We start from the raw sequence: 23,652 nt of genomic DNA on the forward strand, positions 1-23,652 counted from the left end.
AACACACATGGCAGCCTCCGGAGGCACCAAGGCAGTCGTCGCGGCACTGGCGGCGAACCTGACCATTGCGGTCTTCAAGTTCATCGCGTGGCTGGTCACGCTGTCCTCCTCGATGCTGGCCGAGGCGATCCACTCCGTGGCCGACTCGGGCAACCAGGTCCTGCTGCTGATCGGCGGAAAGCGCGCCCAACGGCAGGCCAGCCCCCAGCACCCCTTCGGCTACGGGCGCGAGCGCTACATTTACTCATTCATCGTCTCGATCGTCCTCTTCAGCGTCGGCGGCCTGTTCGCGCTGTACGAGGCGTACCAGAAGTTCCTGCACCCGCATGGCATCGAGGGCCGCTGGTGGTGGGTGCCGCTGGCCGTGCTGGTGGGTGCCATCATCGCCGAGGGCCTGTCCTTCCGCACCGCCATCAAGGAATCCAACCTCATCCGCGGGAAGCAGTCCTGGGTCGCCTTCGTCCGGCGCGCGAAGGCCCCGGAGCTGCCGGTGATCCTGCTGGAGGACCTGGGCGCGCTGCTGGGCCTGGTCTTCGCGCTCTTCGGCGTCTCGCTGACCCTGATCACCGGCAACGGCGTCTTTGACGCGCTCGGCACCGCCATGATCGGCCTGCTGCTGGTGGCCATCGCGGTGGTCCTGGCCGCCGAAACCAAGTCGCTGCTGCTCGGCGAGTCCGCCACCAGGGAGCACGTGAGGCTGATCGAGGACGCCCTGACCGCCGGCGGAGCGCGCATCATCCACCTCAAGACGCTGCACCTGGGCCCGGACGAGCTGCTCGTCGCGGCCAAGATGTCCGTGGAACCCGGAATGAGCAGCGAACGGATCGCCGAGGAGATCGACGCCACCGAGGTGCGCGTGCGCCAGGCCGTCCCGATCGCCAACGTCATCTACATCGAACCCGACATCTACCGAGAGCCCTACACCACGACGGCGCCGGAGGGCGCCCCCGCCGGGAGCGGCGCGTGAGCGCGCTGAAACAGATCGTCGGCGCGGCGATCGTGGACTCGCTGCCGAACCCGACCCGGCTCCTGGCGGCGCGCCGCACCCGGCCGGAGCAGTATGCCGGGATGTGGGAGTTTCCGGGAGGCAAGGTGGAGCCGGGGGAGTCCTGCGAGGAGGCCCTGCTGCGCGAGCTCGACGAGGAACTCGGAGTGGACGCCCGCCTCGGCGCAGAGGTCCCCGGCCCGCTGGAACAGGGCTGGGCACTGAACGGAACCGCCGCGATGCGCGTCTGGCTGGCCGAGGTGGTTTCCGGCGACCCGGCGCCGCTGCAGGACCACGACGAGCTGCGCTGGGTGGAGCTGGACGCCGTGGCCTTGGAGGCCCTGGCATGGATCCCGGCAGACCGTCCCATCGTGGATGCCCTGCTGGAGGCGGTGGCCGCCACCGCGCGGTAGGGGCCGGCGGACCGGGCAGGGAAGGAACCGGACGGTAAAAGGATCGGACGGGGAACGAACCGGGCAGGGAAAAACCGGGCCAGGAAAAACCTGACTGGGAAGTGCGGGGGCGGGGTGCCTACGGACCAAAAGGTCCACCGGTCCCCGCCCCCGGCCGCCCCGGTTGGCACTCCAAGCTCTTTCACCTGCTGGCGCCGACCGGGATGGCTGAGCTTCCCTTCTCACACCCCGATTAGAACACATCTTCGAATGTCCGTCCAAGGGAAGAGCGGGTAGGGCCCGCGGGCTGGCCCGGCCCCTTCCCGCCGGACCGGAGCTTCCGGAAACTTCCCGCCCGCACGCCGCCGGGCCATTTCCGCAGGGGCGGGCCGGAGCGGCTAGCGGAGGGAACGGCGGCGCCTCCGCAGCGCCGCCGCCAAGGGCCGCGGCGGGCGCTCGGCGTATCCGCCGGCCCGCAGGCCGGCCGCACGCTCGAACACGTTGCGGGAGGCGGGATCGCCGGTGCGCAGCCAGGACCACGCGGCCGCGGCGAAGTACAGCGGCAGGAACGGCAGGCCCAGGCAGAGCGCGTACTGGGTGCAGTGCCTGCCCTCGTGGGCCACCAGGGCGGGGTGGGCGTCAGGGTCGGCGAAGGCCGGGCGGAAGAAGACGACGTTGCCCACGGTGAACGCTCCCGCCGCGGGCAGCGGCGGGCGGTAGCCCAGGGCATAGCGCAGCCCTCCGGCGCCGCGGCGCACCCGGCACCCGGCGGCCCGCGCCAGCGCCAGGCCGGCGGGCGTGCTCAGGTTGGCCCAGTTCGCCGCGGCACGCATCCGTTCCCCCACACCCAAGCCCGAACCCAGGCGCCCGGCCGGCGGCCCAATCATGCGCATAGTGTAGCCACAACAAGTGGTCCGCTGGAGAGCCCGGGCCGGTAACCTCAAAAGTGATGGAAAACACGTCCCGGATGGGGTTCCCATGAAAAAGATTTTCACCGCCATACCCTTGCTGGTCGCACTCCTGCTGACGCTGACCGGCTGCGTGAAGCTCAACATCGACCTGGTGGTGCACTCGGCCGAGTCCGCCGATTCCTCGATGGTCATCGCCATCAGCAAGGAAGCGCTGGGCAACCGGAGCGTCGAGGAGATGTTCGCTGTGGTCGGCAACGGTTCCGACCCGTTCGCCGGCATGCCGGAGGCGGCCGTCCGCACGGACTACGAGGACGCCAACTATGCCGGCTACCGATTCACCATGACGGACCAGGTGCCCAACGCGGAGTTCTCCCGAGCGACCGGCGGCTGGGCCCTGGACCACCTCGACGGCAAGTACTACTTCACCGCCGACGGCGCCGCCCTGGGCATGCAGGACCAGCAGGCCCGCTCCCTGTACACCGAGGCCCTGATGAGCGTGACCTTCCCCGGCCCGGTCCTGGAGACCTCCCCGGGCGCGGTGGTTGAAGGCAACAAGGTCACCTTCAACCTGCTGGAGAACCCCGGGGCGCGGATGACGGCGGTCGCCGATGACAACCCCACCGGCATCAGTTGGCAGATGTGGGTGCTGGCCGGGGCAATCATCCTGGCCGGCGGCATCTTCGCGCTGGCGCTGGCGCTGCGACCGCCGAAGCCCGCCGCCGCGAAGGAGCACCAGCCCGCCGGGGTGGGATAGACCCCGGAACAAACGACGGCGGCACGCCACCTGCGCGGGTGGCGTGCCGCCGTCGTTTGTTCCGGGCTCGGGACGGGTCCCTCGCCCGGTAGCGTCCACCGGGCTCCCCGTTCGCGGCCTGCCCCACACGCTTCGCGCGCGGGGACCCCTGGCCGCTCTCTTACCTCGCTGCGCTCGGGACGGGTCCCTCGCCCGGTAGACTTGGCCGCGGAACAAAAGGACTCCCGAACCACAGTGAAAAGGGCCGAAAACACCCATGTCTGAACCCACGTCACCGGTTGACGTCGCCCCCGGCGCGGCGGAACCGGCCGTTCCCCAGCCCACGGACGGTGCCGCGCTCGACGCAGCGGTCGAGCAGGCCCTGCAGGCCTTCGCCGCCGCCGCCGACCTGGACCAGCTCAAGGCGGCCCGCCTGGCGCACACCGGGGAGAAGTCCCCGCTGAGCCTGGCCAACCGCGAGATCGGCCGGCTGGACAAGTCGGAGAAGGCCACCGCCGGCAAGCTCATGGGTGCCGCCCGCGGCCGCGTGAACAAGGCGCTCGCCGAGCGCACCCAGGTGCTCGAGGCCGAGCACGCAGCGCGCATCCTCGTCGAGGAGGCCGTGGACGTCACCGCCGCCCCGCGCCGCCGCCGCGCCGGTGCCCGCCACCCCCTCTCCACGCTGCAGGAACGCGTCTCCGACATCTTCGTGGGCATGGGCTGGGAAATCGCCGAAGGCCCCGAGGTCGAGTCCGAGTGGTTCAACTTCAACGCCCTGAACTTCAAGCCGGACCACCCGGCCCGCGAAATGCAGGACACCTTCTTCGTGGAGCCGCCCGAAGCGCACCTGCTGCTGCGCACCCACACCTCCCCGGTGCAGGTTCGCTCCATGCTCGAGCGCGACCTGCCGGTGTACGTGTTGTGCCCGGGAAAGGTGTTCCGCACCGACGAGCTCGACGCCACCCACACCCCGGTCTTCCACCAGTTCGAGGGCCTGGCCATCGACAAGGACCTGTCCATGGCTGACCTGCGCGGCACGCTGGAGCACTTCGCCCGCCAGATGTTCGGCGACGAAGCCTCCATCCGGCTGCGGCCGAACTACTTCCCGTTCACGGAACCCTCCGCCGAACTGGACATCTGGCACCCGGGCGCCAAGGGCGGCCCGCGCTGGATCGAATGGGGCGGCTGCGGCATGGTGCACCCGAACGTGCTGCGCGCGGCGGGCATCGACCCGGAGGTCTACTCCGGCTTTGCCTTCGGCATGGGCATCGAGCGCACGCTCATGTTCCGCAACGAGGTCCCGGACATGCACGACATGATCGAGGGCGACGTGCGCTTCAGCGAACACTTCGGGATGGAGATCTAACCCAATGCGTATTCCCCTTTCTTGGCTGCGCGAGTATGCGCAGGTGCCGGCCGACGCCACGGCCGAAGACGTCATGGCGGAACTGGTCAAGGTCGGCCTCGAAGAGGAGGACGTGCACCGTCCCTCCGATTCGCTGACCGGACCCGTCGTCGTCGGCCAGGTGCTGTCCGTGGTCAAGGAACCCCAGTCCAACGGCAAGACCATCAACTGGTGCCAGGTCCGTGTTGTGCCCGAGGGCCAGGAGCAGACCCTGACCGCCAAGGGCATCGACCCCTCCGGAGTGCAGGGCATCGTCTGCGGCGCGCACAACTTCGTCGAGGGCGACAAGGTCGTCGTCACCCTTCCCGGCGCCGTGCTGCCGGGCAACTTCGCCATCAGCGCCCGCAAGACCTACGGCCACCTCTCCGCCGGCATGATCGCCTCGGCCCGCGAACTGGGCCTCGGCGACGACCACGAGGGCATCATCGTGCTCTCCGAGCTGGGCCTGGATCCCGAGGTCGGCGCGGACGCGATGGCCCTGCTGGGCCTGTACGACGAGGCCGCCGAGATCAACGTGACCCCGGACCGCAGCTACTGCTTCTCCATCCGCGGCGTCGCCCGCGAATACGCCCACGCCACCGGCACCGCGTTCACGGACCCGGCCGCCGGCGTCGTCGTGGCCGAGCCGGCCGGGCCCGGCTACGGGGTGCGGCTGGAGGACGCGGCCGGCATCTACGGCAAGCCCGGCTGCGACCGCTTCGTCGCGCGCGCCGTGCGCGGCGTGGACACCGCCCGGCCCACCCCGCCGTGGATGGCCCAGCGCCTGCGCCTGGCCGGCATCCGCTCCATCTCGCTGGTCGTGGACATCTCCAACTACGTGATGCTCGAGCTTGGCCAGCCGCTGCACTTCTACGACCTGGACACGCTGCAGGGCGAGATCGTGGTGCGCCGCGCCGCCGCCGGCGAAAAGCTGACCACGCTGGACGGCAAGGAGCGCACCCTCGACCCCGAGGACCTGCTGATCACCGATGCCTCCGGCCCCATCGGCATCGCCGGCGTGATGGGCGGGGCCACCACCGAGGTTTCCGGCACCACGAAGGACGTCCTGATCGAGGCCGCCCACTTCGAGGAAGTCTCGATCGCCCGTTCCCGTCGCCGCCACCGCCTGCCCTCGGAGGCGTCCAAGCGCTTCGAGCGCGGCGTCGACTGGGAGATCGCCGACGAGGCCGCCCAGCGCGCCGTCGACCTGCTCGTGGAACTCGCCGGCGGGACCGCCGACGCCACGGCCACCGACGTCGGCACCCGTCCGGAGCCGAAGGCCATCGAGCTGCCGGCCGGCTACCCGGCCACGCGCATCGGCATCGACTTCACCGCCGAACAGATCCAGGGCACCCTCACCGAGCTCGGCGGCACGGTCGAGGCCGTCGACGGCGGGTACCTGGTCACGGCGCCAAGCTGGCGTCCGGACCTGGAGACCCGCGAGGACCTCACCGAGGAGATCGCCCGCCTGGTCGGCTACGACCAGATCCCGGCGACCCTGCCGGTGGCACCCCCCGGCCGCGGCCTGAGCCGCACCCAGGTCCAGCGCCGCCGCGTGATGCAGGCCCTGGCCGACGCCGGCCTGGTCGAGGTGCTGTCCTACCCGTTCGTGTCCGCCGCGCAGAACAGCACGTTCGGCTCCGCCGCGGCCGGCGCCGAGGTCAGGGCCGTGAAGCTGGCGAACCCGATCAGCCACGAGTTCGGCTTCCTGCGCACTTCCGTGCTGCCGGGCCTGCTGGAGACCGCCCGCCGCAACCACGGCCGCGGCTTCCGCGACTTGGCCCTGTACGAGGCCGGGCTGGTGTTCCTGCCCGGCGACACGCTGGGCACCGCCACCATCCCGCCGCTGGGCGCCAAGCCCTCCGACGAGGTCCTGGAGGAGCTTTACAGCGGGCTGCCGCACCAGCCGCTGCACCTTGCCGCGGTGCTGACCGGCCACGATTCCCCGGTCGCGCCGGAGCACACCCCGCGCCCCTACGACTGGGCGGACGCGCTGGACGCGGCCCGCCTGGCCGGGGACGTGCTCGGCGTCGAACTGGTGGTCGCCCAGGGCGCGCACCAGGCGTTCCACCCGGGCCGCACCGCGGCGCTGTCGCTGCGCTCGGGCCAGGCCGTCGGCTACGCCGGCGAGCTGCACCCGAAGCTGCTGGCCGAACTGGACCTTCCGGCCCGCACCGTGGCGATGGAGATCGACGTGGACGCGCTCTGCGCGGCAGCGGCCGACGTCGTTGTGGCCAAGCAGATCTCCACCTTCCCGGTCACCACGCAGGACGTGGCCCTGGTCGTGGACGCGGACACCGTGGCCGCCAACGTGCTGGACACCCTGCGCGAAGGCGCGGGCGAACTGCTCGAGGACGTGGCGCTGTTCGACGTCTACGCCGGGGCCGGCATCGAGGAGGGCAAGAAGTCCCTCGCCTTCGGCCTGCGCTTCCGCGCGAACGACCGCACGCTGACCGCGGACGAGGCCTCCGAGGCCCGCGCCGCCGCGGTCGCCCTCGCTGCCGAGCGCTTCGGGGCCGTGCAGCGGTAGGACGCGCCGGCACGCTGCACCACCCGCAGTGTGCACGACGGCGGGCCCGCACCTTTCCCTGGGAAAGGTGCGGGCCCGCCGTCGTTCCCGGACGCTCTTCGACCAGGGCCCCATGTAGACCAGGAGCCCAGATGCTTTTCGGCAAGGGACGTTGTCCCGCCCCTGCGTTTGGCCAAAGGTCGATGTCGGGTTCGGCCCCCAAACCCGACATCAACCTTTGGCGAAACGGGTGGGGGGAGGCGTCAACCTTTGGCGGGAATTGACGTGCCGTGCCCGCCTTGGTGAAGTGGGGGCAAGGAAAGCAACGGAGGGCCCGCCATGACCGACAGCCAGCTTCACCTCGTCCATTCCTTCGCGCTGCTGGGCCTGCACAGGAACGGCCAGCGGGCCATCTCCGCGCCGGCGTTCGACTGCGGGCTCGCCGGGGCGCTGCTGGCGGAACTGAACGCGGCGGGGCGCATCGGGCTGAAGGACGGGCGCGTCGTGGTGCTCGACGGCGCGCCGCTGGGCGCCGCGCTGCCGGACCGGGCGCTGGCGCGCATCAAGGCCGAAGGCAAGCCGCGGTACCCCGTCTGGTGGGTGCTGCGGCTGGGAAGTGCGGGGCTGCGCGAGGCCGTCCTGCGGGAACTGGTGCAGCGGGGCCAGGTGCGCGCGGAGGAGGTTCGCGTGCTGGGGCTCTTTCCGTCCGAGCGGTTCCCCGAGGCCGACCCCGCCCCGGAAAGGCGGCTGCGCACCCGGTTGGGCGCCGTGCTGGACGGCACCGGAGAGCCCATTCCCGGGGACGCGACCCTGGTGGCGCTGTGCCGGGCCGCCGGGCTCCTGCACAAGGAACTCGATGCCACGCCCAAGGAGAGGGTGACCGAACTGGCCGTCGGCAACTGGACCACCGTGGCCGTGTACCGGGCGATCGAGGAACTCTCCTACGTCTGGGTCGGCTGACCCCGTCCGCAGACCCGAAAGTCCGCTGCCGCCAGCCTCCCGGCCGGCCGCGGGTGAGGCGGCCGGGCTAGGCGGCCGCCGGGAAGGCCGGGAGCCTTTCCTGGAACAGCCAGGGCTTCAGGAAGGCCTTGATCCTGAAGCCCTCCGGGGCGTGCGACTCCACGTGGGCCACGAACTGGCGGTAGGTGACGTTGTCCTGCTGCTTGCGCCGGGTCCAGTCCTTGAGCATCCCGAAGAACCGCTGGTCGCCCAACGCCAGGCGCAGGGCGTGCAGGGCCAGCGCGCCGCGCTTGTACACCCGGTCGTCGAACATCTCCTCCGGGCCCGGGTCGCCCACGCAGAGATCCTGGGGGAGCTGATTGAGCCTGTTCCAGGCCACCCGGGCGTGGGCCTGCGCGGCGGCACCCCCGGAGGCCTCCGACCAGACCCATTCCGCGTAGCAGGCGAACCCCTCGTGCATCCAGATGTCGTCCCACCGGGCCACGGTCAGCGAATTGCCGAACCACTGGTGGCTCAGCTCGTGGGCGATCAGGCGCTGGGCCTCCCAGGTAAGCGAGAGGTGGTTGCGCCCGAGGATGCACAGCGTCTGCGCCTCCAGCGGGATCTCCAGCACGTCGTCAGCGACCACCACGGTGTAGGACTCGAAGGGATAGGGGCCGAAGGACTCGATGAACACCCGCATCATCTCCGGCAGCCGGGCCAGCACCGCCAGCGCCGCCGGGGCCAACCCGGCGTCCACCGCAACGAACTGCGCCGGCAGCCGGAGCGGCACGGAATGCCGGGCATCCGAGGGGTCCGCGGCCGGCTCGACGAGTCGATGCAGGTCGTAGCGCCCGATCTGCACCGTGGCCAGGTAGGTGGCCATCGGTTCGCGCTGCAGGTACGTCCAGCTCTCCCAGCTGGCCCGCCGGGTGTGCTCGACCAGCTCACCGTTGCAGACCGCCCGATACCCCGCATCCGTGCTGACCCGGATCCGGTAGGTGGACTTGTGGCTGGGGTGGTCGTTGCAGGGGAACCACGACGGCGCCCCGTTGGGCTGGCCGGCGACGAGCACCCCGTCCGTGAGTTCCTCCCAGCCAACTTCCCCCCACGTCCCGTGGATCGGCTGGGGGTACCCGCCGTAGCGGATGTCCAGTTCGAACTGCCCGCCCGCGTCCACGGGCGCCGGCAGGAGCACGGCCAGGCGGCCCGCCCGGTGGGTGAAGCGGACCTTCCTGGCGCCCGCGCCGACCCGCACGACCCGCAGGTTCCCCAAGTCCAGCTCCACGCGCTGCAGCGGAACCAGCGCGGTGCCGCGCAGCAGCGCCCGGCCGTCGAGCCGGTTAGTGGCCAGCTTGTACTCCAGGTCCAGGTCGTAGTGGACCACGGTGTAGTCCGCGCTGCCGGCCCCGGGGGTGTAGGGATCCGGGATCACGGGTTCGCTCTTTTGGCGGGTGGGTCGGTTCTTGGGACTCATGCGGTGGGCCGGCTCCAGGGTTGCACGGGGTTGCCCATCCAGTAGGAGGATGGCGGAAGGTTTTCGCCGCGCATGACCAGGGACGCCGGACCCACGGTGGCCCCGGCCTCCAGCACCGCTGCGGGGAGGATCACGCCTTGCGGACCCAGGGTGGATCCGTCGGCGAGTTCCACCGTATCAATGGACATCACCCGGTCGTGGAAAAGGTGGGTCTGGACCACACAGCCGCGGTTGACGGTCGAAGCGTCGCCCAGCGTGACCAGGTCCGCCTCGGGCAGCCAATAGCTCTCGCACCAGACGCCGCGGCCGATCCGGGCGCCGAGCGCGCGCAGCCACCACACCAGCGCCGGGGTGCCGGAGGCGAGCCGGGCGAACCAGGGGGCGCTGACCATTTCGACGAAGGTGTCCACGACCTCGTTGCGCCAGATGAACGAGCTCCACAGCGGGTGCTCGCCGGCGCGGATCGGCCCCACCAGCACCCACTTGGCCAGCACCGAGACGGCGGCGGCGACGGCGCCGGCGGCCAGCAGCACGACGCCGCTGGCCGCGGCTGCCACCACGTAGCCGTAGGACTCGGCCAGGGCATCCAGGGCCGCGAACACCAGGACGGCGATGGCCACGGTGACGGCCACCGGGACGAACCGGCACAGCTCCCACAGCGTGCGGGCGGCCTTCAGGCGACGCGGGGGCTCGAAGGTGCGGGACTCGTCGGCGGCAACGGCGGTCCGGCGCAGGCGCACCGGCGGGCTGCCCAGCCAGGAGGACCCGGTCTTGGCCTTCGCCGGGGTGGCGGAGAGCACGGCGACCAGCCCGTCCTTGGGCACGCGCCGGCCGGCGCCGGCCATGCCGGAGTTGCCCAGGAACGCGCGCTTGCCGATCTTCGCCGGGCCCACCCGCATCCAGCCGCCACCGAGTTCGTAGGACGCTACCATGGTGTCGTCGGCCAGGAACGCCCCGCTGCCGATCGTGGTCATCTTGGGCAGCAGCAGGACCGTGGAGGCCTCCACGTTGCGGCCCACCTTCGCCCCGAGCAGGCGCAGCCACACCGGGGTGAACAGGCTGGCGTAGATCGGGAAAAGGTGGTCCCGGGCCATGTCGAGCACCCGCTCGGTGGCCCAGACCTGCCAGCCGACGCGGCCGCGCACCGGGTGCCAGCCCTCCGTGATGCCGATGCCAAGCAGGCGCACGGTCACCACGACCAGCGCGGCGTTGACGAAGAACCAGGCCAGCGCCGCCAGCGGGACCGCCAGCAGCAGTTCCGGCAGCGCGTGCCGCAGGCTGCCGTGGCCGCGCGCGGCCACGGCGAGCACGACCACGGCGGCCAGCACCCCCACGTAGGGGATCAGCGAAAGGACGGCGGAGGCCGTCCCGAACCAGAACGCGCTCCAGCGGCCACGGCGTGGGGTCTCCTGCGGCCAGGCGGGCTTGGCCTTGCCGGTGCGCTGGGCGGGGGAGCCGGAGTAGGCGGTGCCCGCCTTGGTTTGCCCGACGACGGCGGAGCCCGGCGCCACGTCGGCGCGGTCGGCGACCACGGCCCCGGGCAGCAGCGTGCTGCGCGAGCCCACCGTGGCTCCGGCGCCGACCTCCACATGGCCGATGTGCACCCGGTCGCCGTCGATCCAGTACCCGGAAAGGTCGACCTCCGGCTCCACGGAGGCTCCGCGGCCCAGGGTGAGCATGCCGGTCACCGGGGGCACCGAATGCAGGTTCGCGTCGCGGCCGATCCTGGCCCCGAGCGCCCGCGCGTAGTACGGGACCCAGGGGGCGCTGGCGAGGCTGACGGGGTCCACCAGGTCGGCGATGTGCTGGGCCAGCCACAGCTTCAGGTGCACCTTGCCCGAGCGCGGGTAGGAGCCCGGGTGCACGCCGCGCAGCAGCAGCCGGGCGGAGGCCACGGACAGGCCCATGCGTCCCAGCGGGCTCACGAAGACCAGCCACGTGGCCGCGACCCACCACCAGGACACGACCGGCGCGCCGGTGAGCAGTCCCAGCGCGGCCAGCACGTTGTTCAGCGCCATCAGGTAGGTCAGCCAGCGCATGCCGGCGAGGATGAACAGCGGGATGCCCATCAGGGTCTGGAAGGCCTGGGCGCGGCGGCTGGTGCGGGCGACTTGGCGTGCCTCGACCGGGCCGGAGGCGACGACGGTGCCGGCCAGTTCCTCGATCAGGGCGCCGATGCGCGGATGGGAGTAGACGTCGGCCACGGTGACGGTGGGGTATTTGGCCCGCAGGGCGGAGACCAGTTGGGCCGCGGAGAGCGACCCGCCGCCGGCGGCGAAGAAGTCCGCGTCCAAGCTGGTGGCGGGGGCGCCGAGCACGAAGCCCCACTGCTCCACCACCCAGCGGGCTTCCGGGTCGAGGTCCGGCAGGGCGGCTTCGGGATCGGCCGCGGCGCCGGGCAGCGGCCAGGGCAACGCGTTGCGGTCCACCTTGCCGCTGGTCTTCGTCGGCAGCGTGTCCACCACGGCCAGCAGCGGGATCAGCGGAGCCGGCAGCTGTCCGGCCAGCAGGTCGCGGGCGGCGGCGGTGTCGTAGTCCGCGGCGGCGGCAAGGTAGCCGACCAGGATCTGGTTCCCCGCCGCCGTCGTCTTCACGGCCGCCGCCGCGCCGGCGACGTCCGGCAGGGACTGCAGGGCGGCGTCGATCTCGCCGAGCTCGATCCGGCGTCCGCCGAGCTTGACCTGCTCGTCCGCGCGGCCCACGAAGAGCAGGCCCTCCGGGTCGAAGACCACCAGGTCCCCGGAGCGGTAGGCGCGGTCCCAGCCGAGGGTTGGCATCGGCGCGTACTTCTCCGCGTCCTTGGCCGGGTCCAGGTAGCGGGCCAGGCCGACGCCGCCGATGATCAGCTGCCCGGTCCCGCCCGGGGCGACCGGAACGCCGGCCTCGTTGACGACGGCCAGGTCCCAGCCGTCCAGCGGCAGGCCGATCCGCACCGGCCCGATTCCGTCCATCGGTGCCGCGCAGGCCACCACGGTGGCCTCGGTGGGCCCGTAGGTGTTCCAGACCTCGCGGCCGGCCACGGCCAGGCGGGCTGCCAGTTCGGGCGGGCACGCCTCGCCGCCGAAGATGAGCAGGCGCACATTCTCCAGCGCCTCGGCCGGCCACAGGGCGGCCAGGGTGGGAACCGTGGAGACGGCGGTGATGCCGCGGGTGACCAACCACGGGCCCAGGTCCATGCCGGAGCGCACCAGGGCGCGCGGGGCCGGGACCAGGCAGGCGCCGTGGCGCCAAGCCAGCCACATCTCCTCGCAGGAGGCGTCGAAGGCCACGGACAGGCCAGCGAGCACGCGGTCCTCGGGACCGAGCGGTTCGGCCTGCAGGAACAGGCGGGCTTCGGCGTCCACGAACGCCGCGGCGGAGCGGTTGGAAACGGCCACGCCCTTGGGGGTGCCGGTGGACCCGGAGGTGAAGATGATCCAGGCGTCGTCCTCCGGGAGCGGGCCGCGCGGGGCGGGATGCGGTACGGGCCGCTTCCTGCCGCCGTCCGGCAGGGCGGGCACAAGCCTGCCCTTGCCCTGCAGCACGGCGGCGACCCGGGCCTCGCCGAAGACCACGCGGGCGCGCTCGTCGGGATCGTCCGCGTCCACCGGGACGTAGGCGGCCCCGATGGACAGCGTGGCCAGGATGGCGATGTACAGCTCGCGGGTGCCGGAGGCGATGCGGATGCCGATCCGGTCGCGCGGTCCGAGCCCGGCCTCGTGCAGCGTGTGGGCCTTCTCCCGCACGGCCTCCAAAAGTTCGGCGTAGCTGAGGGAGGCGTCGCCGTCGTCCAGCGCGGGGGAGTCGGGGTAGGACTCGGCGCTGGACGTGAGGATGTCGATCAGCGTGCGCGGCTCGGCGGCGCGGGCCCCGCCGGGAAGCTGCGGCAGGTGGATCCCGCCGGGAAGCTGCGGCGGGTGGGTCCCGCCGCGGGGAGCGGAGTCCGGCGCGGATGCGGCCCCGGGGTCCGTCGGGCCGAAGTTCGGTGCCACGGGTGTAACAGGCTCAGGGGTCACGGAACCAGCACCAGCTTGCCGGTGGAGGCGCGCGACTCGAGGTCCGCGTGGGCCCGGGCGGCCTCGCGCAGCGGGTAGCGGGCGCCGATGCGCACCTTCAGGGTCCCCTTCGCGGCCAGCCCGAAGATCTCCCCGGCGCGCCAGCTGCGCTCCTCGGGAGTGCTGAGGAAGTGCGCCAGCCTCGGACGGGTCACGGTGAGCGAGCCCAGGGCGTTCAGCCGCTGCAGGTCGAAGGGCGGGACCTGGCCGGAGGAGCCGCCGAACAGCACCAGCGTGCCGCGCAGGCGCAGGGAACGCAGGGAACCTTCGAACGTGTCCCGGCCCACGCCGTCGTACACCACCTCCACTCCGCGGCCTCCGGTCAGCTCGCGCACCCGCTCCGGCACGTCGGCGTAGCCGAGCACGTGGTCGGCGCCCGCGGCGCGGGCCAGTTCCGCCTTCTCCGGGGTGGAGGTGGTGGTGATGACCGTGGCCCCGCGCAGCTTCAGCAGCTGGGTGAGCAGCAGGCCGACGCCGCCGGCCCCCGCGTAGGTGAGCGCGGTGTCGCCGGGGGAGACGTTGAAGCTGGAGGTGACCAGGTAGTGGGCGGTGAGGCCCTGCAGCGCCAGCGCGGCCGCGGTCTCCAGTTCCAGCGCGTCCGGGACCGGCAGCGCCAGCTCCGCGTCCAGCACCACGTACTCGGCGTAGGTGTGCGCGGCCGCCGCGGTGGCGACCCGGTCGCCCGGGGCGAACCCGGACACGCCCTCGCCGACCTCCTCCACGGTGCCGGCGGCCTCCTGGCCGGGACAGAACGGGAAGTCCACGGCATACACGCCGGAACGTTCGTAGGTGTCGATGAAATTCACTCCGGCGGCGGCCACCTTCACCAGCAGCTGTCCGGGCCCGGGGACCGGGCGCGGGACCTCGACGGCCTCAAGCACGTCGGGTCCACCGGGGCCCGGGGCGAATATGGCGTACGGCATGGGGGCTCCTCGGGAGGGGGCGAGTGGTTCGGGACGACTGTAGGACGGGAGGGTTAACGGATGATGAATGGAGTATGCCGCACCGTGGGTCCGGCAGCGCCTCTTGGATGGGCGGGTCCGGCCCGCGGTTCCGTCCGGGCCGAAAACGGTGTGAATAATTATTAGCCACAATGCATAAACAGGTCTAGAGTGGACCGCATGACCATCTCAGTAGCGGTTTCCGGAGCCAGCGGGTACGCCGGCGGCGAGGTCCTGCGCCTGCTCGCCCACCACCCCAATACCACCATCGGCGCCATCACGGCCCACAGCAACGCCGGCCAGCGCCTGGGCGACCTGCAGCCGCACCTGCGTGCGCTCGCCGACCGCGTCCTGGTGGACACCACGGTGGAGAACCTGGCCGGACACGACGTCGTCTTCCTGGCCCTGCCGCATGGCACCAGTGCGGAAATCGCCGCCCAGCTGCCCGCGGACACCCTGGTGATCGACGCCGGCGCCGACCACCGGCTGGAATCCTCCGCCGCCTGGGAGAAGTTCTACGGCTCCGCCCACGCCGGCACCTGGCCCTACGGGCTGCCCGAGCTCCCCGGACAGCGGGAGAAGCTGCGCGGGGCCAAGCGCATCGCCGTCCCCGGCTGCTACCCGACCAGCGCCCAGTTGGCCCTGGTCCCGGGCTTCGCCGCGGGCTTGCTGGAACCGCACGACGTGGTCATCGTCTCCGCCTCCGGCACCTCCGGAGCGGGCAAGTCCGCCAAGACCCACCTGCTCGGCTCCGAGGTCATGGGCGGGATGAGCCCCTACGGGGTCGGCGGCGCGCACCGCCACACCCCGGAGATGGAACAGGGCTTCTCCAACGCCGCCGGCGAACCGGTGTCCGTCTCCTTCACCCCCACGCTGGCGCCGATGTCCCGCGGCATCCTCACCACCGCCACCGCCCGGGTCAGGCCGGGAGTCGGCGCGGCCGCGCTGCGCGCGGCCTGGGAGCAGGCCTACGCGGACGAGCCGTTCGTGCACGTGCTGCCGGCCGGCCACTGGCCGCACACCAAGCACGTCGTGGCCTCCAACCACGCCACGCTGCAGCTGGCCTTCGACGAGCACGCCGGCCGCGTGATCGTCACCTGCGTCATCGACAACCTCACCAAGGGCACCGCCGGCGGTGCCGTCCAATCCATGAACATCGCCCTGGGCCTGCCGGAAACCGCCGGGCTCGACATCGAAGGAGTCGCCCCGTGACCGCTTCCCCGCTCGGGGTCACCGCCCCCGCAGGCTTCCGCGCCGCCGGCATCACCGCAGGCCTGAAGGCCTCCGGCAAGCCGGACCTGGCCCTGGTGGTCAACGACGGCCCGCTGCGGCACGCGGCCGCCGTGTTCACCTCCAACCGCGTCGCCGCCGCTCCGGTGCACTGGTCCCGCCAGGCCGTCAGCGACGGGCGCGCCGACGCCGTCGTGCTCAACTCCGGTGGCGCCAACGCCTGCACCGGCGCGCTCGGCTTCCAGAACACCCACGCCACCGCCGAGCACGTGGCCCAGGTGCTCCGCATCAGCTCCGGCGACGTGCTGGTCTGCTCCACCGGCCTGATCGGCGAGCAGCTGCCGATGGACAAGATCCTGCCCGGCGTCGACGCGGCCGCAGCGCAGCTGGGCACCGGCAGCGAGTTCGACGGCGGATCCGCCGCCGCCACCGCCATCATGACCACCGACACCGTCTCCAAGCAGGCCGGCTTCGCCGGCACCGGCTACGCGATCGGCGGCATGGCCAAGGGCGCCGGCATGCTGGCCCCGGGCCTGGCCACCATGCTGGTGGTCCTGACCACCGACGCCGTCGTGGAACCGGCGGCGCTGGAGGCGGCGCTGCGCGGGGCCACCCGGGTGAGCTTCGACCGCGCCGACTCCGACGGCTGCATGTCCACCAACGACACCGTCATCCTGCTCGCCTCGGGCGCCTCCGGCACCGTCCCGGATCCGGACGAGTTCGCCGCGGGCCTGACCGCGGTGTGCACCGACCTGGCGCTGCAGCTGATCCGCGACGCCGAGGGCGCCTCCCACGACATCACCATCCGCACCTTCAACGCCGCCAGCGAAGCGGACGCCGAGGAGGTCGGCCGCGCCGTCGCCCGCTCCAACCTGTTCAAGACCGCCATCTTCGGCCGGGACCCGAACTGGGGCCGCGTCCTCTCCGCCGTCGGCACCACCAAGGCCGCCTTCGAGGCGGAGAACCTGAACGTGTCGATGAACGGCGTGCAGGTCTGCCGCGCCGGCGGCGTCGGCGAGGACCGCAACCTGGTGGACCTGTCCGGCCGCGAGGTCCTGGTGGAGATCGACCTGGCCGCCGGCAGTGCCGAGGCCTCGATCTGGACCAACGACCTCACCCACGACTACGTCCACGAGAACTCCGCGTACTCCAGCTAGGAAGGCCCCGCAGCATGAGCAGCACGCACACCACTCCCATGGACACGGCCCAGCGCAAGGCCGAGGCCCTCATCGAGGCGCTGCCCTGGATCCAGCGCTTCGCCGGCTCCCGCATGGTGATCAAGTACGGCGGCAACGCCATGGTCAACGACGACCTCCGGCGCGCGTTCGCCGAGGACATCGTCTTCCTGCACCACGCCGGCATCCACCCGGTGGTGGTCCACGGCGGCGGCCCCCAGATCAATTCCATGCTGGGGCGGCTGGGCATCGAATCCGAGTTCAAGGGCGGACTGCGGGTGACCACCCCGGAGGCCATGGACGTGGTCCGCATGGTGCTCACCGGGCAGGTGGGCCGCGAGCTAGTGGGACTGATCAACTCCCACGGCCCCTACGCCGTGGGCCTCTCCGGCGAGGACGGGGCGCTGCTGCGCGCCGAGCGCACCGGCACGCTCGTCGACGGCGAGGAGGTGGACCTGGGCCTGGTCGGCGAGGTCACCGGCGTGGAGCCCAGCTCCATCATCGACCTGCTCGAGGCCGGCCGCATTCCGGTCATCTCCACCGTGGCTCCCGAGGTCGACGCCGACGGCGTGCCCACCGGCCAGGTGCTCAACGTGAACGCGGACACCGCCGCGGCCGCCGTCGCCGTCGCGCTGGGTTCGAGCAAGCTGGTCATCCTGACCGACGTCGAGGGCCTGTACGCGAACTGGCCGGACAAGTCCTCGCTGATCTCCTCGCTCACCGCCGAGGAACTGCGCACCATGCTCCCGGGCCTGGAGTCGGGCATGATCCCGAAGATGGCCGCCTGCCTCAAGGCCGTGGACGAGGGCGTGGACCGCGCCCACATCGTCGACGGCCGCCAACCCCATTCGATGCTGCTGGAGGTCTTCACCTCCGACGGCGTCGGCACCCAGGTCGTCCCGGAGGATGAGAAATGACCGAACTGGCAGCAACCGAGGAACTCGCAGCCCTGGCGGGCCTGCACGGACCCGAACTCCTGGAGCGCTACAACCGCTCCCTCATGGGTGTTTTCGGCACCCCCCAGCGCGTGCTGGTGCGCGGCCAGGGCTGCCTGGTCTGGGACGCCGACGGCAAGGAGTACCTGGACCTGCTGGGCGGCATCGCCGTGAACGCGCTGGGCCACGCCCACCCGCTGCTCACCTCCGTGGTGTCCTCCCAGCTGGCCACCCTGGGCCACGTCTCCAACTTCTTCACCAGCCCCACGCAGATCGCCCTCGCCGAGAAGCTGCTGGCGCTCTCCGGCGCCCCGAAGGGGTCCCGGGTCTTCTTCGCCAACTCCGGCACCGAGGCCAACGAGGCCGCGTTCAAGCTGGCCCGCCGCAATGCCGGCACCGCCGAGAAGCCGCGCACCCGCATCATCGCGCTGGAGAACTCCTTCCACGGCCGCACCATGGGCGCCCTGGCCCTGACCTGGAAGCCCGCCTACCGCGAGCCGTTCGAGCCGCTGCCCGGCGGGGTCGAGTGGGTCCCGGCGGGCGACGCCGACGCGCTGCGTGCCGCGATCGACGACACCGTCGCGGCCGTCTTCATCGAGCCCATCCAGGGCGAGGCCGGCGTGCGCGGCTACCCGGAGGGCTACCTGGAAACGGCCCGCGAACTGACCCGCGAGCACGGGGCCCTGCTGGTCTTCGACGAGGTCCAGACCGGCATCGGCCGCACCGGAAAGTGGTTCGCCTCCGAAGGTGTCCTGCCCGACGCCATGACCCTGGCCAAGGGCCTGGGTGGCGGCCTGCCGATCGGTGCCCTCATCACGTTCGGCGAGGCGGCCTCAACGCTGCTGACCGCGGGCCAGCACGGGACCACCTTCGGTGGCAACCCGGTCGCCACCGCGGCCGCGCTGGCGACCCTGCACACCATCGAGTCGCAGGATCTGCTCCGCCACGTCACCGAAACCGGCGAGGCCGTCCGTGCGGCCCTGGCCGCGCTCGACGCCGTCACCGAGGTGCGCGGGGAGGGCCTGCTGGTCGGCTTCGACCTGGACGCCGACGTCGCGCCCGCCTTCGTCCAGCGCGCCCTGGAGGCCGGCTTCATCGTCAACGCGCCGGGCCCGCGCACCGTCCGCCTGGCCCCGCCGCTGATCGTCACCGCGCAGCAGCTGCAGCGCTTCGTCGACGCGGTCCCCGCCATCTACGCCGCCGCGAAGGAGACCCCGTGAGCACCACCACCCCCGTCCGCCACTTCCTGCTCGACACCGACCTGAGCCCCGCCGAGCAGGCCGAGGTGCTGGACCTGGCCCTGGCGATGAAGGCCGACCGCTACGGCTACCGGCCGTTCGCCGGCCCGCAGACCGTGGCGGTCTTCTTCGACAAGACCTCCACCCGCACCCGCGTGTCCTTTGCCGCCGGGATCACCGAGCTGGGCGGTTCGCCCCTGGTCATCAACGCCGGCGAATCCCAGCTGGGCCACAAGGAGTCCATCTCCGACTCGGCCAAGGTGCTGGACCGGATGGTCTCCACCATCGTCTGGCGCACCTACGCCCAGTCCGGGCTGGAGGAGATGGCCGCGAACTCCCGCGTGCCGGTGATCAACGCGCTCTCCGACGACTACCACCCCTGCCAGCTGCTGGCCGACCTGCTCACCGTGCGCGAGCACAAGGGCACCCTGGCCGGGCTGACGATGGTGTATCTGGGCGACGCCGCCAACAACATGGCCAACTCCTACCTGCTCGCCGGCGCCACCGCGGGCATGCACGTGCGCATCGCCGGCCCCGAGGGCTACCTGCCCGCCGAGCACATAGTGGCGGCGGCCGAGGCGCGCGCGGCCGAGACCGGGGGTTCGGTGCTGGTGACCACCGATGCGGCCGCCGCGCTGGCCGGGGCCGACGTGGTCGCCACCGACACCTGGGTCTCCATGGGCCAGGAGGAGGAAAAGGAGGCACGCCTGCAGCTGTTCCGCGCCTACGCCGTGGATGCCGAGGCGATGCGGCTGGCCGCGCCGGATGCGGTGGTGCTGCACTGCCTGCCGGCCTACCGCGGGTACGAGATCGCCGCCGAGGTCATCGACGGCGAACAGTCGGTGGTCTGGGACGAGGCGGAGAACCGCCTGCATGCGCAGAAGGCGCTGATGGCCTGGCTGATGGCCGCGTCCGGGCTGGCCGAGCTGGAGAGCGCGACGGCGGCCCGCGGCCGATGAGCGTCTCCTCCGCCCAGCCCGGTTCAGTGCAGCCAGGTTCGACGCAGGCCGGTTCGGTGCAGCCCAGCTCGATCCAGCCGGGCACCAAGATCGCGCGGCAGGCGCGCATCAAGGCGATCCTTGGTGCCGCGTCCGTGCGGTCCCAGGCCGAGCTGGCCGCGTTGCTGGCGGGGGAGGGCATCCAGGTCACACAGGCGACCCTCTCGCGCGATTTGGTGGAGCTGGGGGCGATCCGCGTCCGCGGGGTCGACGGTGGGCTGGTGTACGCGGTGCGCGCCGAGGGCGGGGACCGCACCCCGCGCACCGGGCCCACCCAGGAGGTGCTGGACGCCCGGCTGGCCAAGCTGTGCGCGGAGCTGCTGGTGACCGCCGAAGCCTCCGGGAACATCGTGGTGCTGCGGACCCCGCCGGGGGCCGCGAACTTCCTGGCCCTGGCGATCGACCACTCAGTCCTTCCCGACGTGCTGGGTACCATCGCCGGGGACGACACCGTCCTGCTGGTCACCCGCGACGCGCAGGGCGGGGAGGACGTGGCCGCCCGGTTCCTGGAACTGGCCGACCCCCAATAGCGAAGGACGCAAGAAGCCATCCACCGGGCGGCCCAGCGCTGCCCCCAGGGTCCCGACACCACCGCGGCATCGGGACCCTTGCCCGTCCCGCCCGGCGGTGGCCCGTGCCCCCGGAATCCGCCCCCCGGAATCCGCCCTCGGAATCGGACCGAACGCGCACTACACTGCCAGAACCTGCCAGGATGCCGACCTCGAGGAACGACCGCCCATGGCCCAGGACCCCCGAGCAGCCCGTCCCGCCGCAGCCCGTCCCGCCCCGATCCTCCGCGCCCGGGCGGTGGCCCTCCTGGCGGCCGCGGCAGTCCTCGCCGGCTGTTCGGCTGCAGGGTCCGCCGCCCCCGCCGCTTCCGGCACCGCCGTCGGCGGCCCGGTCCTGGAGGTCGAAAGCCTGGTCCTGAACATCGGCGCGGACCAGTCCCGGCGCAACCTCGCCTGGTCCTCCGCCACGGGGGAGGACCAGTATGTGCAACTGGCCAAGGCCGCGGACGCCGCCGGAGGGGCCTTCCCCGCCGGCGTGGCCACCACCGTCGCCGCCACGTCCGGGGGCGAGGACGGCGGCCGGCACTATCACGATGCGACGCTGGCCGGACTGGAGGAGGGCACCCGCTATCTCTACCGGGTGGGCAGCGACGCCGCCGGCTGGTCCAGGACCCACGCCTTCACGACCGGGGACTTCGGCGCCGGCCACGCCTTCCTGCTGTTCGGCGACCCGCAGATCGGCGCGGGGGAGCTGGGGACGGACAGTGCGGGGTGGGCCAGCACCGTGCGCCGGGCCACGGACATGTTCCCCGGCACCGCCTTCCTGATGTCCGCCGGGGACCAGGTGAACGAGGCGTCGGACGAGGCCCAGTACGCCGGATTCCTGGCCCCCGGGAAACTGGCCGAGCTTCCCTTGGCCACGACCATCGGCAACCACGACGCCGGCTCGGAGGCCTACGACCGGCACTTCAACATGCCGAACTCCGGCACGGCCCGCGACTCCCGGCCCGAGGGCGATTACTGGTTCCGCTACAACGGCGCGCTGTACATCAACCTGAACTCGAACATCGAGGACAATGCCGCGCACGCGGCCTTTGTGCGTGAGGTCATCGCCGAACAGGGTACCGACGAGCAGGGCAGCGGCCCGGCGTGGACGATCGTCACTTTCCACCACTCCGTCTTCAGCGTGGCCCACCATGCCACCCAGGCGGGCATCCTCGCCCGCCGCGAGGCACTCGCGCCGGTGTTTTCCGAGGCGGGGGTGGACGTGGTCCTGATGGGCCACGACCACGTGTACGTGCGCTCCTTCCTGATGGACGGAACCACCCCGTCCCGGGACCGCGGGGAACTCGCCGGGGACCTGGAACCGGAGGAGGGCGAGGTCCTGTATCTGACGGCCAACTCCTCAAGCGCCAGCAAGTTCTACTCCATAAAAGACCGGAAGTTCGCCTACGCGGCCGTGCGGAACCAATCGAAACGGGCGAACTTCACCAATGTGGAAGTCACGGACGACGTGCTGACGCTGACCACCTACGTCCTTTCCGGAGCCGCCGCCAACGCCACCGTTTCCGTCCTGGACAGGGTCGCCCTTTCCAAGCCCGACCGCGAGGCCCCGTCGATCACGGCAGCGGCAACCGCCGCCATCGCGCGGGGTGGAGGCTTCGATCCGCTCGAGGGAGTGTCGGCCAGCGACGCCCGGGACGGCGACCTCACCGCTGCCCTTCGTGTCTCCGGCCGGGTCCTCAGCAGCATTCCCGGCGAGTATCGGCTGGTCTACGCGGTTTCCGATGCGGCGGGGAACACCACCCGAGTCCTCCGCACCGTCAGCGTGGCCGCTTCCTCCTGGCCGCCACGCTTCTGAGCCGTAGCGGCGGACCGTTGCCCTGGGCCCCGGGCGCTGCCCGTCTTTCCGGCCGGGAGGGATGTTTGCGCACGGCGGAAACGGGTGCGAGCATGGGTGCAGGAACGGGCCGCGCCAACGGAGGTGTGGCGCCACCGAAAGCAGGGGAGGCACCAATGAACGCATCCACCGACCGCATCGAACGCTCGATCCTGATCCGCACGGACCTCACCGCGGCGTGGGCCCTCGTGTCCGAACCAGGCTGGTTCATCAACGACGGCGGCATTACCCGGCACGAGGTGGAACGCGACGGCGACCTCGCCCGCGTCACCGACCCGGACCACGGAACCTTCCTGATCCGCACGGTGGCGTTGGAGGAGCCGCACCGCGCGGCGTTCCGGTGGCTGCCCGTGGAGCCCGGCCCCGAAACCGAGGCCATAACCGAGCTCGCGCTCGAGCCCGCCTCCGAAACCGCGCCCGCCCCCCAACCCGCGGCGGGGCAGGACGAGGGCTCGACGCTGATCGAATTCCGCTTGGAGGACTCCGGCGAAGGCACCGTGAGGCTCACCGTTGCCGAGAGCGGCTTCGAGTCCCTTCCCGTCTCGGAAGAAACCCGCCGGCACACCCGTGAGGACAACACGGAGGGGTGGATCATCGAACTGGCGGTTGCCCGACAATTCCTGGAGAGCGGGGCGGTCCCGGAAGCTCCGGCCTCGAGCCTGCTCGCCGAAGACTGAGTTCGCTCAAGGACCGGGCTGGTTCAGGACTGACCTGGCCAGGTGTGGGTGCTTGGCGGCCGGCGCTATTCGCCGGCCGCGCGCCGGAAGGCGCTTTCCTCCGCGGCGCCGAACAGTACGAACCGCACCTCGGCGATGCCGACGTCGTCCTGCCTTGGCGTTGCTTGTGCCGGCGTGGCCTCTCCTGTCTGCGGGGCCGCGCGCCAGCCGCGCACCGCGTCCACCGCGATCCGCGCGACCTCCTCGACGTCCCAGCCGAAGATCCCGGCGCTGACCGCCGGAAAGGCGACGCTGTGCGCGCCCAGTTCGGCGGCGACGTCCAGGCTGGAGGTGAAGCAGGAGGCCAGCAGCGCGGGATCCGTCTGGCCGGCGTGGCGGTTGGGTCCCACGGTGTGGATGACCCAGCGCGCGGGCAGCCGCCCTCCCGTGGTGGCCACCGCCTGGCCCACCGGCAGCCCGCGGGGCAGCACGGTTCGGCGCAGTTCGCGGCACGCGGCCGACAGTTCCGGACCGGCGGCGGCGTGGATGGCCCCGTCCACCCCGCCGCCGCCGGCGAGAGCGGAGTTGGCGGCGTTCACGATCGCGTCCGTGTCCTGGACGGTGATGTCCCCGCGGCGGACCGTGATGCGCAAGCGCGGGTCAGCCGGGTCCTTGCGTGGCGACGACGTGGACATGAACGGGCCTG

General features: G+C 71.9%; 19 protein-coding genes. 14 read left to right on the top strand and 5 right to left on the bottom strand.

Annotated elements, in window-relative coordinates:
- Positions 1 to 7: 7 nt before the first annotated feature.
- Together ABD912_RS17640 and ABD912_RS17645 are read left to right on the top strand one after the other, a co-directional pair.
- Positions 8 to 967 (top strand): cation diffusion facilitator family transporter, encoded by a 960-nt coding sequence (locus tag ABD912_RS17640; protein ID WP_345152855.1) that lies wholly within the window; start codon positions 8 to 10, stop codon positions 965 to 967.
- Complete coding sequence (locus tag ABD912_RS17645; RefSeq protein ID WP_345152857.1) at positions 964 to 1,398, top strand: (deoxy)nucleoside triphosphate pyrophosphohydrolase; 435 nt, start codon at positions 964 to 966, stop codon at positions 1,396 to 1,398. The genes ABD912_RS17640 and ABD912_RS17645 overlap by 4 nt, the downstream gene beginning before the upstream one ends.
- A 377-nt stretch (positions 1,399 to 1,775) precedes the next feature.
- Here ABD912_RS17645 and ABD912_RS17650 read toward each other — a convergent pair whose 3' ends face one another.
- Entirely contained in the window at positions 1,776 to 2,264 is a 489-nt protein-coding gene (locus ABD912_RS17650; protein ID WP_345152860.1) for an eCIS core domain-containing protein, read from the bottom strand.
- A gap of 91 nt (positions 2,265 to 2,355) precedes the next feature.
- Between ABD912_RS17650 and ABD912_RS17655 the strand changes: the two genes are divergently transcribed.
- The 4 genes from ABD912_RS17655 (at position 2,356) to ABD912_RS17670 (ending at position 7,874) form a co-directional block, all read left to right on the top strand.
- Positions 2,356 to 3,042, top strand: coding sequence for an LppM family (lipo)protein (locus ABD912_RS17655; RefSeq protein ID WP_345152862.1), 687 nt, complete (start codon positions 2,356 to 2,358; stop codon positions 3,040 to 3,042).
- 256 nt (positions 3,043 to 3,298) lie between these two features.
- A complete protein-coding gene (gene pheS / locus ABD912_RS17660; protein WP_345152864.1) occupies positions 3,299 to 4,387 on the top strand; it encodes a phenylalanine--tRNA ligase subunit alpha in 1,089 nt (362 codons plus the stop codon).
- A 4-nt stretch (positions 4,388 to 4,391) separates the two neighbouring features.
- The gene (gene pheT, locus ABD912_RS17665; protein ID WP_345152865.1) at positions 4,392 to 6,935 is read left to right on the top strand and encodes a phenylalanine--tRNA ligase subunit beta; all 2,544 of its coding nucleotides are present in this window, start codon (positions 4,392 to 4,394) and stop codon (positions 6,933 to 6,935) included.
- 318 nt (positions 6,936 to 7,253) lie between these two features.
- Entirely contained in the window at positions 7,254 to 7,874 is a 621-nt protein-coding gene (locus ABD912_RS17670; RefSeq protein WP_345152868.1) for a GOLPH3/VPS74 family protein, read from the top strand.
- A 67-nt stretch (positions 7,875 to 7,941) separates the two neighbouring features.
- Here the strand turns inward: ABD912_RS17670 and ABD912_RS17675 are convergent, their stop codons facing one another.
- From ABD912_RS17675 to ABD912_RS17685, 3 genes are read right to left on the bottom strand one after another with little or no spacing between them, the layout of a single operon-like run.
- Positions 7,942 to 9,330: a M1 family metallopeptidase gene (locus ABD912_RS17675; RefSeq protein ID WP_345152869.1), complete on the bottom strand. Its 1,389-nt coding sequence runs from the start codon at positions 9,328 to 9,330 to the stop codon at positions 7,942 to 7,944.
- The gene (locus ABD912_RS17680; protein WP_425548101.1) at positions 9,327 to 13,301 is read right to left on the bottom strand and encodes a Pls/PosA family non-ribosomal peptide synthetase; all 3,975 of its coding nucleotides are present in this window, start codon (positions 13,299 to 13,301) and stop codon (positions 9,327 to 9,329) included. Before ABD912_RS17680 ends, ABD912_RS17675 begins: the two co-directional genes overlap by 4 nt.
- Positions 13,302 to 13,321: 20 nt before the next feature.
- Entirely contained in the window at positions 13,322 to 14,287 is a 966-nt protein-coding gene (locus ABD912_RS17685; RefSeq protein WP_345152870.1) for a quinone oxidoreductase family protein, read from the bottom strand.
- Positions 14,288 to 14,485: 198 nt separating this feature from the next.
- Here ABD912_RS17685 and argC point away from each other — a divergent pair, with 198 nt between their 5' ends.
- From argC to ABD912_RS17725, 8 genes are all read left to right on the top strand, one after another.
- Positions 14,486 to 15,517, top strand: a complete 1,032-nt coding sequence (argC, locus tag ABD912_RS17690; RefSeq protein ID WP_345152871.1) for an N-acetyl-gamma-glutamyl-phosphate reductase — start codon at positions 14,486 to 14,488, stop codon at positions 15,515 to 15,517.
- The gene (gene argJ / locus ABD912_RS17695) at positions 15,514 to 16,692 is read left to right on the top strand and encodes a bifunctional glutamate N-acetyltransferase/amino-acid acetyltransferase ArgJ (protein WP_345152872.1); all 1,179 of its coding nucleotides are present in this window, start codon (positions 15,514 to 15,516) and stop codon (positions 16,690 to 16,692) included. The genes argC and argJ overlap by 4 nt, the downstream gene beginning before the upstream one ends.
- A gap of 14 nt (positions 16,693 to 16,706) precedes the next feature.
- Complete coding sequence (argB, locus tag ABD912_RS17700; protein ID WP_345152874.1) at positions 16,707 to 17,627, top strand: acetylglutamate kinase; 921 nt, start codon at positions 16,707 to 16,709, stop codon at positions 17,625 to 17,627.
- A complete protein-coding gene (locus ABD912_RS17705; protein ID WP_345152876.1) occupies positions 17,624 to 18,865 on the top strand; it encodes an acetylornithine transaminase in 1,242 nt (413 codons plus the stop codon). The genes argB and ABD912_RS17705 overlap by 4 nt, the downstream gene beginning before the upstream one ends.
- Positions 18,862 to 19,842: an ornithine carbamoyltransferase gene (argF, locus tag ABD912_RS17710; protein WP_345152877.1), complete on the top strand. Its 981-nt coding sequence runs from the start codon at positions 18,862 to 18,864 to the stop codon at positions 19,840 to 19,842. The genes ABD912_RS17705 and argF overlap by 4 nt, the downstream gene beginning before the upstream one ends.
- Positions 19,839 to 20,411 (top strand): arginine repressor, encoded by a 573-nt coding sequence (locus ABD912_RS17715; protein ID WP_345152878.1) that lies wholly within the window; start codon positions 19,839 to 19,841, stop codon positions 20,409 to 20,411. The genes argF and ABD912_RS17715 overlap by 4 nt, the downstream gene beginning before the upstream one ends.
- 208 nt (positions 20,412 to 20,619) lie before the next feature.
- Positions 20,620 to 22,251 (top strand): fibronectin type III domain-containing protein, encoded by a 1,632-nt coding sequence (locus tag ABD912_RS17720; protein WP_345152879.1) that lies wholly within the window; start codon positions 20,620 to 20,622, stop codon positions 22,249 to 22,251.
- 155 nt (positions 22,252 to 22,406) lie between these two features.
- Positions 22,407 to 22,967 (top strand): SRPBCC family protein, encoded by a 561-nt coding sequence (locus ABD912_RS17725; protein ID WP_345152880.1) that lies wholly within the window; start codon positions 22,407 to 22,409, stop codon positions 22,965 to 22,967.
- 65 nt (positions 22,968 to 23,032) lie between these two features.
- Here ABD912_RS17725 and ABD912_RS17730 read toward each other — a convergent pair whose 3' ends face one another.
- Entirely contained in the window at positions 23,033 to 23,641 is a 609-nt protein-coding gene (locus tag ABD912_RS17730; RefSeq protein WP_345152882.1) for an O-acetyl-ADP-ribose deacetylase, read from the bottom strand.
- Between the last annotated feature and the right edge of the window lie 11 nt (positions 23,642 to 23,652).

It is taken from the genome of Arthrobacter ginkgonis (assembly GCF_039540195.1).
Taxonomy (GTDB): Bacteria; Actinomycetota; Actinomycetes; order Actinomycetales; family Micrococcaceae; genus Zafaria; species Zafaria ginkgonis.